17 protein-coding genes are annotated in these 17,021 nt (G+C 68.8%); 4 read left to right on the top strand and 13 right to left on the bottom strand.

The features are described from left to right. Window positions 1-2 precede the first annotated feature (2 nt). The 7 genes from gap to ACGF7Y_RS04860 all read right to left on the bottom strand — a co-directional run bounded on the left by gap (window position 3) and on the right by ACGF7Y_RS04860 (window position 7,661). On the bottom strand, window positions 3-1,022 hold the full coding sequence (gap, locus tag ACGF7Y_RS04890; RefSeq protein WP_393229242.1) for a type I glyceraldehyde-3-phosphate dehydrogenase: 1,020 nt from the start codon (window positions 1,020-1,022) through the stop codon (window positions 3-5). 206 nt (window positions 1,023-1,228) lie between these two features. After that, window positions 1,229-2,212, bottom strand: coding sequence for a DNA-binding protein WhiA (whiA, locus tag ACGF7Y_RS04885; RefSeq protein WP_043693711.1), 984 nt, complete (start codon window positions 2,210-2,212; stop codon window positions 1,229-1,231). Then, on the bottom strand, window positions 2,203-3,249 hold the full coding sequence (gene yvcK, locus ACGF7Y_RS04880; protein WP_043693713.1) for a uridine diphosphate-N-acetylglucosamine-binding protein YvcK: 1,047 nt from the start codon (window positions 3,247-3,249) through the stop codon (window positions 2,203-2,205). Before yvcK ends, whiA begins: the two co-directional genes overlap by 10 nt. After that, window positions 3,246-4,226: an RNase adapter RapZ gene (rapZ, locus tag ACGF7Y_RS04875; protein ID WP_393229237.1), complete on the bottom strand. Its 981-nt coding sequence runs from the start codon at window positions 4,224-4,226 to the stop codon at window positions 3,246-3,248. Before rapZ ends, yvcK begins: the two co-directional genes overlap by 4 nt. 113 nt (window positions 4,227-4,339) lie before the next feature. Continuing rightward, window positions 4,340-6,349 (bottom strand): excinuclease ABC subunit UvrC, encoded by a 2,010-nt coding sequence (uvrC, locus tag ACGF7Y_RS04870; RefSeq protein ID WP_393229234.1) that lies wholly within the window; start codon window positions 6,347-6,349, stop codon window positions 4,340-4,342. Window positions 6,350-6,403: 54 nt separating this feature from the next. Then, a complete protein-coding gene (locus tag ACGF7Y_RS04865) occupies window positions 6,404-6,832 on the bottom strand; it encodes a hypothetical protein (protein ID WP_393229231.1) in 429 nt (142 codons plus the stop codon). 139 nt (window positions 6,833-6,971) lie between these two features. After that, entirely contained in the window at window positions 6,972-7,661 is a 690-nt protein-coding gene (locus tag ACGF7Y_RS04860; protein WP_393229228.1) for an HAD family hydrolase, read from the bottom strand. A 150-nt stretch (window positions 7,662-7,811) separates the two neighbouring features. On the opposite strand from ACGF7Y_RS04860, the gene ACGF7Y_RS04855 reads away from it, so the two are divergent. Continuing rightward, window positions 7,812-9,764, top strand: coding sequence for a gamma-glutamyltransferase family protein (locus ACGF7Y_RS04855; protein ID WP_393229225.1), 1,953 nt, complete (start codon window positions 7,812-7,814; stop codon window positions 9,762-9,764). Window positions 9,765-9,900: 136 nt separating this feature from the next. Here the strand turns inward: ACGF7Y_RS04855 and ACGF7Y_RS04850 are convergent, their stop codons facing one another. From ACGF7Y_RS04850 to ACGF7Y_RS04830, 5 genes are all read right to left on the bottom strand, one after another. Beyond that, window positions 9,901-10,440, bottom strand: coding sequence for a GNAT family N-acetyltransferase (locus ACGF7Y_RS04850; protein WP_393229222.1), 540 nt, complete (start codon window positions 10,438-10,440; stop codon window positions 9,901-9,903). A 56-nt stretch (window positions 10,441-10,496) separates the two neighbouring features. Then, window positions 10,497-10,991 carry a PH domain-containing protein gene (locus ACGF7Y_RS04845; RefSeq protein ID WP_393229221.1) on the bottom strand — a complete coding sequence of 165 codons (495 nt, stop codon included), beginning with the start codon at window positions 10,989-10,991 and terminating at the stop codon, window positions 10,497-10,499. 2 nt (window positions 10,992-10,993) lie between these two features. Next, window positions 10,994-11,473, bottom strand: a complete 480-nt coding sequence (ribH, locus tag ACGF7Y_RS04840) for a 6,7-dimethyl-8-ribityllumazine synthase (RefSeq protein ID WP_357129235.1) — start codon at window positions 11,471-11,473, stop codon at window positions 10,994-10,996. Window positions 11,474-11,503: 30 nt separating this feature from the next. Continuing rightward, on the bottom strand, window positions 11,504-12,748 hold the full coding sequence (locus tag ACGF7Y_RS04835) for a bifunctional 3,4-dihydroxy-2-butanone-4-phosphate synthase/GTP cyclohydrolase II (RefSeq protein ID WP_062973658.1): 1,245 nt from the start codon (window positions 12,746-12,748) through the stop codon (window positions 11,504-11,506). Window positions 12,749-13,127: 379 nt separating this feature from the next. Next, window positions 13,128-13,751, bottom strand: a complete 624-nt coding sequence (locus ACGF7Y_RS04830; RefSeq protein WP_393229218.1) for a riboflavin synthase — start codon at window positions 13,749-13,751, stop codon at window positions 13,128-13,130. 559 nt (window positions 13,752-14,310) lie between these two features. On the opposite strand from ACGF7Y_RS04830, the gene ACGF7Y_RS04825 reads away from it, so the two are divergent. After that, window positions 14,311-14,781, top strand: a complete 471-nt coding sequence (locus ACGF7Y_RS04825) for a hypothetical protein (RefSeq protein ID WP_393229216.1) — start codon at window positions 14,311-14,313, stop codon at window positions 14,779-14,781. Between the two features lie 6 nt (window positions 14,782-14,787). Here ACGF7Y_RS04825 and rpe read toward each other — a convergent pair whose 3' ends face one another. Beyond that, window positions 14,788-15,444, bottom strand: coding sequence for a ribulose-phosphate 3-epimerase (gene rpe / locus ACGF7Y_RS04820; RefSeq protein WP_393230956.1), 657 nt, complete (start codon window positions 15,442-15,444; stop codon window positions 14,788-14,790). 96 nt (window positions 15,445-15,540) lie between these two features. Here rpe and ACGF7Y_RS04815 point away from each other — a divergent pair, with 96 nt between their 5' ends. After that, window positions 15,541-15,963, top strand: a complete 423-nt coding sequence (locus ACGF7Y_RS04815; protein ID WP_040867498.1) for an anti-sigma factor — start codon at window positions 15,541-15,543, stop codon at window positions 15,961-15,963. Next, window positions 15,963-16,826, top strand: a complete 864-nt coding sequence (locus ACGF7Y_RS04810) for an RNA polymerase sigma factor SigF (protein ID WP_393229214.1) — start codon at window positions 15,963-15,965, stop codon at window positions 16,824-16,826. Before ACGF7Y_RS04815 ends, ACGF7Y_RS04810 begins: the two co-directional genes overlap by 1 nt. The last annotated feature ends 195 nt before the right edge of the window (window positions 16,827-17,021 follow it).

Here is a 17,021-nt window from a genome sequence, read left to right as displayed (position 1 = left end):
CGTCAGAGCGACTTGCCGACGAGGCCGATGAGATCGGCGAGACGGTTCGAGTAGCCCCACTCGTTGTCGTACCAGGACACGACCTTGACCTGGTTGTCGATCACCTTGGTCAGCGGCGCGTCGTAGATCGACGAGGCCGGGTCGGTGACGATGTCGCTGGAGACGATCGGGTCGGTGTTGTACTTCAGGATGCCCTTCAGCGGGCCCTCCGCGGCGGCCTTGTAGGCGGCGTTGATCTCCTCGACCGAGGCCGACTTGCGCAGCGTCGCGGTCAGGTCGGTGACCGAGCCCGTCGGGACCGGCACGCGCAGCGCGTAGCCGTCCAGCTTGCCCTGCAGCTCGGGCAGCACCAGGCCGATGGCCTTCGCGGCGCCGGTGCCGGTGGGCACGATGTTCAGCGCGGCGGCGCGGGCGCGACGCAAGTCGCTGTGCGGGCCGTCCTGCAGGTTCTGGTCCTGGGTGTAGGCATGGATGGTGGTCATCAGGCCGTGCTCGATGCCGAACTCGTCGTTGAGCACCTTGGCCAGCGGGCCCAGGCAGTTGGTGGTGCAGGACGCGTTGGAGATGATGTTCTGGCTGCCGTCGTACTTGTCGTCGTTGACGCCCATGACGATGGTGATGTCCTCGCCCTTGGCCGGGGCGGAGATGATGACCTTCTTGGCGCCCGCGGCGAGGTGGCCCTTGGCCTTGGTGGCATCGGTGAAGATGCCGGTGGACTCGACCACCACGTCGACACCCAGGTCGCCCCAGGGCAGCGCGGCGGGGCCTTCCTTGATCGCCAGCGCCTTGATCCGCTGGTCGCCCACCACGATGGTGTCGTCGCCGTCGAGCGAGACGTCCTGGGGCAGACGGCCCAGGATCGAGTCGTACTTGAGCAGGGTCGCGAGGGTCGCGTTGTCGGTGAGGTCGTTGACCGCGACGATCTCGATGTCGGTGGTGCCGAGCGCCTTCTGCGCCTCCACCGCCCGGAAGAAGTTACGTCCGATACGACCGAAGCCGTTGATGCCTACCCGGACAGTCACGTTATCGCTCCTCAACTTTCCAGCGGATCATTCCGATGCCCACTCACACTAACGTCCTGCGGCGACCTCGCCGACACGCACCTGGCATTCGCCAGGACGGGATGCCTGGTCAGACGCCCGACCAACACGGTTTCCGCAGTCGAAACGCCGCGATCCCCGCGACCGGCCCAGTCGCGGGGATCGCGGCGAACGCCCGGAGCGCGGGCTCAGGCTTCGTCGAGCAGTTCTGCCGTGACGGCCGATTCGGTGTCCGGAACGCCCAGTTCCTTGGCGCGCCGGTCGGCCATCGACAGCAGCCGCCGGATGCGGCCCGCGACAGCGTCTTTCGTCATCGGCGGGTCGGCGAGCTGGCCGAGTTCCTCCAGTGACGCCTGCCGGTGCTGCACGCGCAGCCGGCCCGCGGCGGCGAGATGGTCGGGCACGTCGTCGCTGAGGATCTCCAGCGCGCGTTCCACCCGCGCCGCCGCGGCGACCGCGGCGCGCGCCGAGCGGCGCAGATTGGCGTCGTCGAAATTGGCCAGGCGATTCGCGGTCGCGCGCACTTCGCGGCGCAGCCTGCGTTCCTCCCAGACCATCCGGGTGCCGTGCGCGCCCATCCTGGTCAGCAGCGCGCCGATCGCCTCACCGTCGCGCACCACCACTCGGTCGGTGCCGCGCACCTCGCGGGCCTTGGCCGTGATGCCCAGCCGCCGGGCCGCGCCGACCAGCGCCAGCGCCGCCTCGGGTCCGGGGCAGCTGACCTCGAGCGCCGAGGAGCGTCCGGGTTCGGTGAGCGAGCCGTGCGCGAGAAACGCGCCGCGCCATGCGGCTTCGGCATCGGCGATGCTGCCGCCGACCACCTGCGCGGGCAGGCCGCGCACCGGACGGCCCCGCACGTCGAGCAAACCGGTCTGCCGAGCCAGGGCCTCCCCCTCCTTGGAGACGCGCACCACGTACCGGGAGGTTTTGCGCAGTCCGCCCGCGCCGAGCACGTGCACGTCGGAGCCGTAACCGTAGAGCTCGAAGATCTCCCGGCGCAGCCTGCGCGCGATGGACCCCATGTCCACCTCGGCCTCGACGATCACCCGGCCGCCGACGATGTGCAGGCCGCCCGCGAAACGCAGCAGAGCGGACAGTTCCGCCTTGCGGGAACTCACCTGCGACACCGTGAGCCTGCTCAGCTCGTCTTTCACATCGGCTGTCATCGCCACGGGACGCGCTCCTTTCCACCCAACCCGGAACGCACATCCTGGCCCATGTGCCGTCCCTCGACTCGAAGCCCTGCCATTTGCGGCCGAGGTTGCCGGATCAGTTGATCCAGTGCGGCGGCAAGCTTTCCGGGGTGATGCCGGTCCGTTCCCGCTTCGGCGACATCGGAGAACGTTACTCGTGCCCGCAACTGTTCGGCAGCCCTGGCCACATGTTCCCGCTCACGACCCTCCGGCACCGAGCCGGAGTCGACCAGCACCTCATCGACGACGAATTCCGGTGCGTGCTGGGACAATACATGCAAATGCCGCTCCGCGGAGAACCCGGCGGTCTCCCCCGGCTCCGCGGCGAGATTGAGCACGAGGACTTTCCGGGCCCTGGTGTACACCAGGGCTTCCCGTAGCTCCGGGACGAGGACGTGCGGAATCACGCTGGTGAACCACGATCCCGGCCCGAGCACCACGACATCCGCGTGTTCGATCGCCGAGGTCGCCTCCGGACTGGCCGGTGGGTCGGACGGAATCAGCCGCACCCGCCGCACCTTACCCGGCGTGGTCGCGATGGCAACTTGGCCGCGAATGCAACGGCTCACCCGTGGATCCGCCTCCAGCCCAGACACATCCGCCTCGATGTCCAGCGCGATCGGCGACATGGGGAGCACTCGTCCGGTGATGCGCAACATGCGGGCGACTTCGTCGAGCGCGGCGACCGGATCACCGAGCACCTCGGTGAGCCCGGCAAGGATCAGATTGCCCACCGAGTGCCCGGCCAGCGCGCCGGTGCCGCCGAAACGATGCTGGACGGTCTGCGTCCAGACGCCGTCGGCGTCCGCGGCCAGGGCCGCAAGCGCCATCCGGAGATCCCCCGGCGGCAGCACCCCCAGCTCGGCGCGTAGCCGGCCCGAGGAGCCGCCGTCGTCGGCGACGGTGACCACCGCGCAGATCTTCCTGGTCAGCCGCCGCACCGCGGTCAGTGTCGCGTACAGCCCATGTCCACCACCCAGCGCGACGATGCTGGGATTGGATTCCCAACCGGTCATTCGCGCCCCAGGTCTCGATGGACGACCCGGACCACGTCGGCGGACTCCTCCGGCCCACCGGTGACCTCACTCATCAACTCGCCCAGTGCCTCGGCAATCGCGACGCTCCGGTGCTTGCCTCCGGTGCAGCCCACTGCGACCGTCATGTATCGCTTCCCCTCTTGGCGGTAACCGTTCGTGGTCAGCTCGACCAGGTGGTGGCAGGTACGCAGATAATCGTCCGCTCCGGGACGCGACAACACGTACTCGCTGACCACCGTCTCCTGACCGGTGTGTTCCCGCAACTCCGGTATCCAATGCGGATTGGGTAGAAAACGCACATCCAACACCATGTCGGCGTCCAGCGGAACCCCGTACTTGAAGCCGAACGACTGCACGGTGAGTTGCAACGCGCTGGGCGCGCCGCCGCCGTAGGCCTCCTCCATCTTGCGGTGCAACTGATGGATGGACAGCTCGGTGGTGTCGATCACCAGGTCGGCGGCGGCCTTCACGGCGGACAGCCGCACCCGCTCGGCGGCGATCCCCGCCGACAACGTGCCGTCCTTGCTCTCGCTCTGTAGCGGATGCCTGCGCCGGGCGAAGCCGAAGCGGCGGATCAACACGTCGTCGGAGGCCTCGAGGAACAGGACCCTGGTGCGCACGCCGAGGATCCGCAGCTGCTCGGTGACCACCGAGAGATCGCCGGTGAAGAACCGGCTGCGCACGTCCATGACCAGCGCGAGACGGCGGATCGGCGGCTTCGCGGACGCACCGAGCTCCACCATCCGCCCGAACAGCTCGGGCGGCAGGTTGTCGGTCACGTACCAGCCGAGGTCCTCGAGTACGCGGGCGGCCGTGCCGCGGCCCGCGCCCGAGAGCCCGGTCACGATCACGACCTCGACCTGCGGATTCGCTCCGCCGACGGTGCCGGACGAAGCCACTCGTCCCGCACTCGTCGCCGGACTGCCCGCACTGCTGTTCGATTCGACGCGTGTCATGTCCTACCGGATCCGTGTCTGGGGTGCCTTCCGATCATCGCGCACCGGTTTCGGTATCGGCCGCAGACACACAACGTACGCGATACCGAAATTTCCGGTGCACTGTCGACTGTCTATTCGGACTCGAGCGCCGCAAGGACCGCTTTCGCGGTCGCCATCCCGATTCCGGGCACCTCGGTGATCTCCTCGACCGTGGCCTGCTTCAGCTTGGCGACCGATCCGAAATGGGTGACCAGCGCGGTCCGGCGCGCCGTGCCGAGCCCCGGCACCGAGTCCAGGGCCGAGGCGGTCATCCGGCGTGAGCGCTTGCTGCGATGGAAGGTGATGGCGAAGCGGTGCGCCTCGTCGCGCACCCGTTGCAGCAGGTAGAGCGCCTCGCTGTTGCGCGGCAGGATCACCGGGTCGCTCTCGCCGGGCACCCACACCTCCTCGAGCCGTTTGGCCAGGCCGATCACCGCGACATCGGTGATGCCCAGCTCGTCGAGCACCTCGGCGGCCGCGGCGACCTGGGGCGCGCCGCCGTCGACGACGAACAGGTTGGGAGGATAGGAGAACTTGCGCGGGCGCCCCGTGCGGGGATCGATACCCGGACGGGAGGTGAGGTCGAGCGCGTCGTCGTCGCTTCCGGTCGCGGCGAGATCGTCCTGCTCCATCATGTCGCGCTCACGGCGCAGCTTGAGGAACCGGCGGCGGGTCACCTCGGCGATGCTGCCGACGTCATCGGAACGGCCGTCGCCCGCCGCTTCCCGGATCGTGTAGTGGCGGTAATCGGACTTGCGGGCCAGACCGTCCTCGAAGACCACCAGCGAGGCGACCACGTCGGTCCCCTGCACGTGACTGACGTCGACGCACTCGATACGCAGCGGCGCGGTGTCGAGTTCCAAGGCGTCCTGGATCTCTTGCAGCGCTTGCGATCTCGAGGTCAGATCGCCCGCCCGCTTGAGCTTGTGCTGGGCCAGCGCCTCCATCGCGTTGCGCTGCACGGTCTCGGCGAGCGCCTTCTTGTCCCCGCGCTGGGGCACCCGCACCTTCACCGCCGAGCCGCGCAGGCCGGACAGCCACTGCTGGACCTGCTCGATATCGGCGGGCAGCTCGGGCACGAGCACTTCGCGGGGCACCACGGTGGCGAGCAACTCGTCGGCGGACTGCTCGGCCACCGTGACCTGCTCGCCGTAGAACTGGGTGAGGAACTGCTCGACCAGCGCGGCGAGCTCACCGCCCGCCTCCGGGACGTCGACCGCGTCACCCGACTTGTCGACCACCCACCCGCGCTGGCCGCGCACCCGGCCGTCCCGCACATGGAAGACCTGCACCGCCACCTCCAGTTCGTCGGCGGCGAAGGCGATGACGTCGGCGTCGGTGCCCGTGCCGAGCACCACCGCCTGCTTCTCCAGCGCGCGGCGCAGCGCTTGCACGTCGTCGCGCAGCCGGGCGGCGGCCTCGAAATCCAGGTCTTCCGCGGCGTCGTGCATGCGGCGCTCCAGTTCGCGGACCAACCGATCGGTGCGGCCTGCGAGGAAGTCGCAGAAGTCCTCGACGATGGCGCGGTGCTCCTCGGCACTCACCCGCCCGACGCACGGCGCCGAGCACTTGTCGATATAGCCGAGCAGGCAGGGACGCCCGATCTGGTGGTGCCGCCGGAAGACCCCGTTGGAGCAGGTGCGCGCGGGAAACACCCGCAGCAGCAGATCGAGCGTCTCGCGGATGGCCCAGGCGTGCGCGAACGGGCCGAAGTAACGCACCCCTTTGCGGCGCGCGCCGCGATAGACGAACAGCCGCGGGTAGTCCTCGTTCAAGGTGACCGCGAGCACCGGGTAGGACTTGTCGTCGCGGTAGCGGACGTTGAAGCGGGGATCGAATTCCTTGATCCAGTTGTATTCCAGCTGCAGCGCCTCCACCTCGGTGGAGACGACCGTCCATTCGACGCTCGCGGCCGTGGTGACCATCTGCCTGGTGCGCGGATGCAGGCCGGCGACGTCGGCGAAATACGAGTTCAGTCTGCTGCGCAGGCTCTTTGCCTTGCCGACGTAGATGACCTGCCGATGGGCGTCCCGGAATTTGTAGACACCTGGTTCGACGGGAATCGTGCCCGGCGCGGGCCGGTACGTCGCTGGATCTGCCACCCATCCAGCGTATCGACCGCGACCGACAGCCCGGCCGACGGCGGCCGCGCGTGACTATCCGGACCCCGGGACCCCGAACCACGCCTTGGCTTCCGGGCGGCACAGCAGGTACACGACGGCAGCCGAGGTAGCGAGCGAATACGCCGCCGCGACGATGGCGACGACGGGCGGGACGGTCGCCGAGTCCCTGATCGCCCAGCATCCGACGACCGCCTGCAGGAGTGCCAGCCCGATCGTCAGCTTGCGCACGGCGGGCGCGCCCTCCGCGAAGCCGAGCACGAGCAGACCCAGTGCCCACGCCACGCAGAACTGGGTGGACGCCGTGGCGGCCGCCTCGCCACCGCGCGTCAGATTCATCAGGACGGGATAAGCGAGTCCGAATCCCGCCATCCCGGCGACGGCTTCCCGCACATCCCGAACCGCCTCCGGCATGGCGGTTTCCACGCCGACGGACGGCTCCTCACCGGAGAACGCCAAGCTCACAGCCGTACCTCCGTTGGTACCGAACCTTCCGGCACATCCTGCGAATACGCCGGAATCGCACCGTAACACGGTGACATCCCGCGCAACTCGGAGTTCGGCAAATGAACCAGACGGTGACGGCGCGGACCGACCGCGAGGGTCAGTCCACGAGACCGTGCCGCCGCAGCGCGGCCAGCAGCGCGTCCGGGCGCTCCCCGGTGGGCAGGGCCTCCACCAGAGCGAATCGGCTGCCCACCGCCTCGGCGCCGCCGTCGGCCTCGGCGCTGTCACCGATCATCAGCGCCGCCTCGGCGGGCACGCCCAGATCGCGCAGCGCGACATGGAAGATCTCCGGGTCGGGCTTCATGGCGCCGACCTCGAAGGAGAGGGTGAACGCGGCGACCAGCCGATCCCAGCCGCGCGCGGCGAACGACGGACGGATGTCGAACGGGATGTTGCTCACCACCGCGACCGGAACGCCTTGTGCGGCCAACAGATCGAGGACGGCCTCGCTGTCCGGGTACGGCGTCCACTCCAACGGGTCGAGCAACCGGGCGTACAGCCGTTCGGCGTCCTCGTCGGTGGGCACACCCGACGTGCGCAGCACCTTCATCATCACCTTGCGATGCAGTGCCGGGTCCAGGTCACGGTGGTCCCACGCGTATTGCGTCTCTTCGTCGAATTCCGCGATGTGGTCGACCGGCGCCGTCATCCGCCGCATGATCTCGGCCTTCTCGTCCACGTCGAACGCTCGTCCATCCGGCCGGGTCAGATCCGCGTACCAGGATTCGTCGGCCTCCAGGCGGAACAAGGTCCCGGAGAAGTCGAACAGCACCGCCTCGATCGCCACTGGGCCAGCCTACCGACCGCTCGCATCGCGCCGCCGGTTCGCGCGGGACGGTCGCGCCGGCCCGACCTCGACACACGCTGCGGCCACGGCGATTTCGTCCGTGGGAAGGAAACCGGCGCGGCTGCCGGTGCCTGGGGTTAGAGTCCGGGCATGGGGCACAAGCGAGGAAGTCGGGTCGCCGCCGCGGCGGCGTTCGCACTCACCGTCGGAATGGCCACCGCGTGTTCGTCCGGCGAAAGCCAGGCGGGCGGGGTGTGCGAGACGGTTCCGAACGGCACGCCGGTGACGGCCACCGCGGCGGGACCGGCGGGCGGTGGCACCAAGGATCTCAGCACCAACCCAGAAATAGCGAGCGGCTATCGCACGAACATGACGCCGGTGCGCACGCATACCTTCGCGGTGTCGACGGCGAATCCGGTGTCGACCAAGGCCGCCTGCGAAGTCCTCCGCGACGGCGGCACCGCGGCGGACGCGCTGATCGCGGCACAGACGGTGCTCGGTTTGGTCGAACCGCAGGCCTCCGGTATCGGCGGCGGCGCGTTCCTGCTCTACTACGACGCGAACACCAAGACCGTGGACGCCTACGACGGGCGCGAGGTGGCCCCCGCGGCGGCCACCGAGAACTATCTGCGCTGGATCAGCGACACCGACCGCACCGAGCCCAAACCGAACGCGCGGGCCAGTGGCCGATCCATCGGCGTCCCCGGTGTGCTGCGGATGCTCGAGCTGGCGCACCGCGACCACGGCAAGACCGCGTGGCGCGAGCTGTTCGACCCGGCCATCGGACTGGCCGATCAGGGTTTCCCGATCAGTCCCCGCCTCGCGGGGCAGATCGCGGAATCGGCCAAGGACCTCGCCGCGGACGAGGACGCCAAGGCGTATTTCCTCGAGCAGGGCGGCAGTCCGAAGACCGCGGGCACCGTCCTCACCAACCCCGCCATGGCGAAGACGCTCGGCGCAGTCGCCACCGAGGGCGCGCAGGCCTTCTATACGGGCGCCATCGCCCGGGACATCGCCGCGGCCGCGGGCCGATCCTCCGGCGGGCGCACCCCCGGCCTGATCACGACCGAGGACTTGGCCGGTTACCAGGCGAAGAAGCGCACCGCGCTGTGCACGGGCTATCGCGAACACGAGATCTGCGGCATGCCCAGCCCCTCGTCGGGCGGCATCGCCGTCGCCGCGACCCTGGGCATCCTGGAGAACTTCGACCTGGCCACCATGCGGCCGGACAACATCGACCGCAACGGCGGCAAGCCGAGCCCGCAGGCCGTGCACCTCATCTCCGAGGCCGAACGCCTCGCCTACGCCGATCGCAACAAGTACGTGGCCGACACGGATTTCGTGCCGCTGCCCGGCAATTCGGCGCAAACCCTGCTGAATCGCGACTATCTGCGGCAGCGCGCCGGGCTCATCGACCCGAACCGCAGCATGGGCACCGCGCAGCCGGGTGACTTCGGCCCCGTGCCGCTCGGTGTGGGTCCGCAACCGCCCGAGCACGGCACCAGCCACATCTCGGTGGTCGACAAGTACGGCAACGCCGCGGCGATGACCACCACCGTGGAGTCGGCGTTCGGTTCGTTCCATCTGGTCGACGGCTTCGTGCTGAACAATCAGCTCACCGACTTCAACGCCGATCCGCTGGGCGCCGACGGCGTGCCGATGGCCAACCGGGTGCAGCCGGGCAAGCGCCCGCGCAGCTCGATGAGCCCGACGCTGGTCTTCGGCAAGGCCCCCGACGGCTCGCGCGGTGAGCTGACCCATGTCGCGGGCTCGCCAGGCGGCTCGGTGATCATCCAATTCGTGGTGAAGACGCTGGTCAACATGTTCGACTGGGGTTTGGATCCGCAGCAGGCGGTCTCCGCGGTCGCGTTCGGCGCCGGGAACGGCCCGTCCACCGGTGTCGGCGGTGAGCATCCGGCGATCAACGCCACCGACAACGGCGACCACGACCCGCTCGTGGTGCGGCTGCGGGAGCTGGGCCATCAGGTCTCGGTCGCACCGCAGTCCAGCGGCCTGAGCGCCCTCAAACGCAACAGCGCGGACGGCTGGATCGGCGGTGCGGACCCGCGCCGCGAAGGCGCGGTCCTCGGCGACACCCACTGAATCGACCCGGTCCCGGGCTCGCTGGGGAGAGGCCCAGCACCGCCCGGTCGGCTGACGGCTGACGGCTGACGGCTGACGGCTGACGGCTGACGGCTGACGGCTGACGAGGATCGACATGCCCGCCGGAATAGGGCGGTTACTTCCTCCGGATCATCGGATACACCACCGGACCCCGACCGATCGGCAGCTCACCCTGCGGCTCGAAACCGAATCGCTCGTAGAAGGGCACCGTGCCGCGGGTATTCGAGATGAGGAAGCCGTCCTGCCCGGCCGCCGACAGCCGTCGCTCGAGCAACGCGCTCGCCAATCCCCTGCCCTGCGCGCCGGGCAGCGTCCCGATGGCGGCCAGGTACAGATGCGGCGTGGCCGGGCGTGCGCGCTCCATCCGCCGCCCGGCGGCCAGCGCCCGTGCCGCGCTCGTCCCCAAGGCCCGCAGCAAGGTCACCGGCTTCGCCGTCGGCGCCACCATGTCCGCCGGTTCCCACAGCGCCACACAGGCGAGATTGCCTTCCGCGTCGTGCGCGAGATCGACCAGGCCGTTCTTCCGGCGCGAAGCGATGCGCGAATCCCAGAACAGCGGCAGGGCTTTGCGCCGCCGCGGCGACCCCGGCCAGAAATAGGTCATCAGCGGGTCGTCGGCGAAAGCCGCCGCGAGGACGAACGCACCCGGCTCCATACCGGCGAGGCTAGACCAGCTTCCGAACCCGTGCGAGCGCTGAATGCCGCACCAGCTCACTTGCTCCCGGAATACTTCGCGCCGAGTTCACGCAGCCGAGCCATGGCTCGGGCCGCGTGCTCCTTGTCGTTCGAGCGGATCGCCAGCATCGGGACGTAGTCGTCATCGACCAATTCCAGGCGCGCCCAGGCCTTCCGGTCCGGGAACGACACGCCGCGGATGTAGTCCCAGGGGAAATCGTTGTCGCCCAAGATGTTTCGTACCGATACGCCGCGAGCGCCGACGCGAACCCGCGGCCTTGTCAACAGCAGTACCGCGGCGGCGCCGAGTACGCCGATCCCGATCATCGCGATCTGATCGGCCACCCGGAAGTTGACGCCGGTCGACCCGCTGCGCAGCCAGACGCCACCCACGGTGAAAGTGGCCGCGATCAGCACCGCCGCGATCCAGGCCGTCCGCACCGCACGGCGGGGACGCACCTCGAACTCCCACTCGGCCCCGTCGCCGGCCGCCGAGCCCGCGTTCCTGCGGAAGATACGGACGACCGGCATCGTCAGGCGGACTGTCGCAGGGCGCGCAGGGTCAGCGCGGCGTCCAGCGCCGCGGCAGCCGCCTGCTCGCCCTTGTTCTCTTGGGATTCCGGCAGCCCGGCCCGGTCCAGGGCCTGCCGCTCGTTGTTGGTGGTGAGGACCCCGTTCGCGACCGGCGTTCCCTCGTCCAGCGAAACCCGGGTGAGCCCCGCGGTCACCGCGTCGCAGACGTACTCGAAATGCGGTGTGTCACCGCGGATCACCACCCCGAGCGCCACCACCGCGTCGTGCGACCTGGCCAGCTCCTGAGCCACCACCGGCAGCTCCATCGCGCCGGCGCAGCGCACCACCGTGACTTGCTGGACACCCGCCTCTTTGGCCACCCGCTCGGCGTTCGCCACCAGGGTGTCGCAGATCTGGGTGTGCCAGCGCGAGGCGACGATACCCAAGGAGAGGTCCTTGGCGTCCGCCAGCGCGAAGGTCGGTACCCCGGTACCGCTCATCGATGTCCGCCTTTCCGGTCTGCTCGCAGTTCAGTGCGCCGTCTCGCCGAGATCGAGTTCGTCGAGGCCGATCAGGTCATGCCCCATCCGGTCCCGCTTGGTGCGCAGGTAGCGCAGGTTTTCCGCGTTCGCGCGCAACGGCATCGGCACCCGATCGGTGATCCGCAGGCCGTAGCCGTCCAAGCCGACCCGCTTGGCCGGGTTGTTGGTGAGCAATCGCATCGAGCGAAGACCCAGATCCACCAGGATCTGCGCGCCGGTGCCGTAATCGCGCGCATCCGCGGGCAGCCCCAGCTCCAGATTCGCGTCGACCGTATCGTGGCCGGAATCCTGCAACTGGTAGGCCTGCAACTTGTGCATCAGGCCGATGCCGCGGCCTTCGTGACCGCGCATGTACAGCACCACGCCGCGCCCCTCGGCCGCGACCATCTCCAACGCGGCATCCAGTTGCGGACCGCAGTCGCAGCGCAACGACCCGAACACGTCGCCGGTCAGGCACTCCGAGTGCACCCGCACCAGGACGTCCTCACCGTCGCTGATATCGCCGCGCACCAGCGCGACGTGCTCGACCTCGTCGTAGATGCTCTGATAGCCGACGGCCATGAACTCGCCGTGCGCGGTGGGGATGCGCGCCTCGGCGACGCGCACCACGTGCTTCTCGTGCCTGCGCCGCCACGCGATCATGTCGGCGATCGAGATCAGCGCCAGCTCGTGCTCGTCGGCGAAGACGCGCAACTCCTCGGTGCGGGCCATGTGGCCCTCGTCCTTCTGACTGACGATCTCGCAGATCACACCCGCCGGACGCAAACCGGCCATGCGCGCCAGATCCACCGCCGCCTCGGTGTGGCCGGGCCTGCGCAGCACGCCACCGTCCTTGGCGCGCAACGGCACCACGTGGCCGGGGCGGGTGAAATCGTCGGCCTTGGCGTCCGCGTCGGCCAGCAGCCGCATGGTGGTGGCGCGGTCGGCGCCGGAGATACCGGTCGTGACGCCCTCGCGCGCGTCCACCGAGACGGTGTAGGCGGTGCCGTGCTTGTCCTGGTTCATCGCGTACATCGGCGGCAGGCCCAGCCGATCGCAATCGTCACCCGTGAGCGGCACACAGATGTAACCGGAGGTGTAGCGGATCATGAAGGCGACCAGCTCCGGGGTGGCCTTCTCCGCCGCGAAGATGAGGTCGCCCTCGTTCTCGCGGTCCTCGTCGTCGACGACGACGACCGCCTTACCGGCGGCGATATCGGCGACTGCGCGCTCGATGCTGTCGAACCTGGTCACGTCTGTTGTGCTCCATCTCGAAATAGGTGCCTCACCACAGTACTGTGCTTGATTTGCCGCGACTGCGTCGCGGCGTGTTCGCGGCCCCTGTGTGGCTCGCGTCCGAGTGGCCGCCGCTGGCGACTGCGTCGCGGACGCGGCGGCCACTCGGACGCGAGCCGGGCCGCGAACGGAACATGCTCGTTCTCGCTTCGCGATGCGAACCATGCCCGATCGGTTTCGGTGCGCTCGGGGACCGGAGCGAAGCCGCCCCGACGGCACCGGACGGTGATCACCGATCCCGCACGCACAGCGTTTCCCGGCACGTCGCGCGGTGGGAGCGTCCTCGTCGCCGCGCGCCCTCGTCCGGCGTGGGCGGGGACGAGCGGGGCGGTCACGGTCAGCCGCGCTGCTGGAGGCGTTCGACGTACTTGGCGATCACGTCGACCTCCAAGTTCACGGTGGTGCCGACGGTGGCGAAGCCCAGGTTGGTCAGCGAGAGGGTGGTGGGGATGAGAGAGACCTCGAACCAGTCCCGGCTGCCGGTTTCGGCGGGGTCGTCGGAGACGCCGAGTCCGGAGACGGTGAGCGAGATGCCGTCGACGGTGATCGAACCCTTCTGCACGACGTAGCGGGCGATGTTCTCGGGCAGCGAGATCCGCACCACGTCCCAGTTCTCCGAGGGAGTGCGCGAGAGCACGGTGCCGGTGCCGTCGACATGGCCTTGGACCAGATGACCACCGAGCCTGCTGTTCAACGCCGCGGCGCGCTCGAGATTCACCTTGGCACCGACGTCCAGTTTGCCGATGCTCGAGCGGTTGAGCGTCTCGGCCATGACGTCGACGGTGAACGAGTCGCCGCCGACCACCTCCACGACGGTCAGGCACACCCCGTTCACGGCGATCGAATCACCGTGCCCGGCATCGGAGGTCACCAGCTTGCCCTTGATCGTCAGCCGCGCGGCGTCGGTCAGCTGCTCGCTGGCGACGATCTCGCCGAGTTCCTCGACGATGCCTGTGAACATGTGCCCTGACTCCCTGTCGCGTCGTTGTCGTCCGGTTGCGGAACAGCGCGGGGCCCGGCCGATATTCCCGCGCCCACTCAGCCTAATGACGCGGGGCAGGCGGAGACAGCGGCGCTCCGGAGCGGAACGGCGTACCGCCGACCGCATCGTAAGCAGACCGACGGGCGGCCCGAGGCGCCCCGGAACCGGCCGGTCCCATCGAAAAGGGAAAGAAATATGCCTGCGCACGCCGCGAACACCGCACAGCACAGGATCCGATAACTATTCGAAGTCACTGGGCATACCGCGCGAATCTATTTTTCCCACGGGGTTGCCGATTCATGCTCGATACCCGAAAGAAACACGGTTATAACCCAGATTTCGCGCTCCGAGGAGACGGGAAGCGATATCGTTACGCGGCCGACTTCTCGCGTTCAACTATTCCGCCCAGCAGTTCGATGGGGTGCTCTACCAGGTCATACGGCGGACGACCGGGAAGCCTGTCGCACGATGTCCACTCCTCGAGAAAGCCGGAGAACACAGTGGAACAAATTGGGTCGGACACAGCCGGGGGCGCGGTGTGACCACATTTCTCGATTCGACGCCGGAAGTTCGCTGCTCACGGTATCGGCGCGAATTCCAGTTGCCCGCATCGATGGATCCCGGTTCGCATCGCATTCTCCTGCACATCGGCGTCGACTACGGCGCCGTCACCATGCCCGCCGAACTCGGCGAGCAGGTACTGCGACAACTCGTCCAGGACGGAATCGCGGGCCCGGTCGTCGACCATCCGCGGGCCAGGCACTGGACCTTCCTCACCGGACCCGCCGGGCCCGACGCGATCAGCCCGGCGGTCTCGGCCGAACTGTTCCGCCTGTACGCGGCGGTGGCCTGCGCGGGCAGCCAGGTTGTGCTGCCCTCACCGGAGGACGAGCGCACCGGCTACCGCGTGTGGATCCGGTCGCCCGAGGCCGGGCCGCGCCGCCCGTCGATCAGCGCGATGATCGAGACGATCCGCGCGGTCGCCGCACGGCGGACCCGGGCCGGATAGACCCGATCAGCGCGCCCACGCCGAGGCCGCCTGATCGCGCAACTTCTGCACGGTGGCCCCGGGGTCGGCGGTGCTGTAGACCGCGGAACCGGCGACGAAGCAGTCCACTCCCGCCTCCGCGGCCGCCTCGATGGTGTCGGCGTTGATGCCGCCATCGATCTCGACCAGCAGCCGCAGCTCACCGGAGTCGACCAGGTTCCGCACGATGCGCGCCTTCTGCAACACCTCCGGGATGAACGACTGCCCGCCGAAGCCCGGTTCCACGCTCATCACCAGCAGGGTGTCGAATTCGCGCAGGATCTCCAGGTACGGCTCGATCGGCGTGCCGGGCTTCACCGAGAGCCCCGCCTTGGCGCCCGCGGCGCGGATGTCGCGCGCCACCGCGATCGGATCGTCGGTCGCCTCGGCGTGGAAGGTCACGTTGTGCGCGCCCGCCTCGGCGTACGGCGGCGCCCAGCGGCCCGGATCCTCGATCATCAGATGGCAGTCCAGCGGGATCTCGGTCGCCTTCAGCAGGCTCTCGACCACCGGAAGGCCGAGGGTGAGGTTCGGCACGAAGTGCGCGTCCATCACATCCACGTGCAGCCAGTCGGCGCCTGTGACGGCCTTCGCTTCGTCCGCGAGATGCGCGAAGTCGGCGGACAGAATGGACGGGGCGATCATCGGAACGGCCGGACGCGGGTAAGTCGGGTTGGACACAACGCCGGAGTCTAACGGTCGCCGGGGTTGCCCAGGGCGGGAGTGGGTAGCCTCCATAGGGTGATCAATATTTCGGCGGAACAGGGGCTCTACAGCACCCCGGTGGAGATTCGGGTGGCGGCGTCGGTGACACAACTGCCCATCGTGCGTGGGCTCGCCGAAACCCTCGTCCTACTCAGCGAATTCACGCTGGACGAGGTGGCCGACATCCGGCTGGCCGTCGACGAGGTCTGCTCGACGCTGATCGCGGTCGCCGCCCCGGAAACGAGCCTGAACTGCCGGTTCACCGTCGGTGACACCGAGTTGCTCGTCCGGGTCGAGGGCATCGCGGAGAAGCCGGGACTGCCCGACCAGCGCAGCTTCGGCTGGCATGTGCTACGCACCCTCACCGACGCGGTGGACGCGACCCAGGATTCGTACGACGCGGCGATCTCCGGATATCCGACAACGGTCGAGTTCCGTCGGGTCCGGGGGAAGGCGTAGTGGCGGACGAAGAAACCGTGTTCGATGCACAGCGCGACGAGGACGCAGACACGCTGACCACCGAGGACGCCGTCGACGCCGAAGAAACCCTGGAAGCGGCGGGAACGGTCCCCGGCTATGACGACGTCGGATTGCTCTTCGAGCAGCTCGCGGCCAGCGAGAAGGGGACGGCGCGGCACGCCGCGCTCCGCGCGGAGCTGATCAGCCGCTGCATTCCGCTCGCCGACCACATCGCCCGCAAGTTCAGCGGGCGCGGTGAGCCGTTCGATGATCTGACCCAGGTGGCGCGGGTCGGCTTGGTGCACGCGGTGGATCGTTTCGACGTGGAGCGCGGCTCGAATTTCCTGTCTTTCGCGGTGCCGACCATCATGGGCGAGGTCCGCCGGTATTTCCGCGACAACACCTGGGCGATGCGAGTGCCGAGACGGGTCAAGGAGACTCACCTACGCATCGGCGCGGCGATCGACAGTCTCTCCCAGACCCTCGGCCGCTCCCCGACGGCGAAGGAGATCGCCGCGGAGCTGGACGTCGATCCGGACGAAGTGACCCAGGCGGTCATCGCGGGCAACGCCTACCAGCCGAGCTCGATCGACGCGGCCACCCTCGGCCGTGACACCGACGCCTCGCTGCTGGACACCCTCGGCGAGGAGGAGTCCCAGTTCGACCGGGTCGAGGAGTACGTCGCGATCCGGCCGCTGCTGGCCGGGCTGCCCGAGCGGGAACGGCGCATCCTGACGATGCGGTTCTTCGAATCGATGACCCAGACCCAGATCGCGCAGCAGATGGGCATCTCCCAGATGCACGTGTCGCGCATCCTGGCGAAAACCCTTGCCCGTCTACGGGAACAGTCCAGCCGGGAATGAGCGCGTTCAGCGGCTCTCGGGTTCGCGCACCTTCGCCGGAGCGGTGAGGAGCCACGCGTCGTCGAGCGGTTCCCGCAATCGGCCGGGCGCGACGCGGGCGAAGTCGATCACGACCAGGTAGCCACCTCCGGGAGTTAGGCAGCCATGGCCCCCACGTGCCGCCCGATCATCGTCATGGTCCGAATGCGCGGCCAG

Source organism: Nocardia sp. NPDC047654, assembly GCF_043205035.1.
Taxonomy (GTDB): Bacteria; Actinomycetota; Actinomycetes; order Mycobacteriales; family Mycobacteriaceae; genus Nocardia.
The sequence above is the reverse complement of the archived record's forward strand: the minus strand, read 5'-3'. Positions and strand labels throughout refer to the sequence as shown.

Coding starts and splice junctions, on each gene's coding strand:
- ACGF7Y_RS04830 (WP_393229218.1), bottom strand. CDS start 13,751: ATGTTCACAGGCATCGTCGAGGAACTCGGCGAGATCGTCGCCAGCGAG.
- ACGF7Y_RS04845 (WP_393229221.1), bottom strand. CDS start 10,991: ATGCCGGTCGTCCGTATCTTCCGCAGGAACGCGGGCTCGGCGGCCGGC.
- ribH (WP_357129235.1), bottom strand. CDS start 11,473: ATGAGCGGTACCGGGGTACCGACCTTCGCGCTGGCGGACGCCAAGGAC.
- rapZ (WP_393229237.1), bottom strand. CDS start 4,226: ATGACACGCGTCGAATCGAACAGCAGTGCGGGCAGTCCGGCGACGAGT.
- rpe (WP_393230956.1), bottom strand. CDS start 15,444: ATGATCGCCCCGTCCATTCTGTCCGCCGACTTCGCGCATCTCGCGGAC.
- yvcK (WP_043693713.1), bottom strand. CDS start 3,249: ATGACCGGTTGGGAATCCAATCCCAGCATCGTCGCGCTGGGTGGTGGA.
- ACGF7Y_RS04855 (WP_393229225.1), top strand. CDS start 7,812: ATGGGGCACAAGCGAGGAAGTCGGGTCGCCGCCGCGGCGGCGTTCGCA.
- ACGF7Y_RS04850 (WP_393229222.1), bottom strand. CDS start 10,440: ATGGAGCCGGGTGCGTTCGTCCTCGCGGCGGCTTTCGCCGACGACCCG.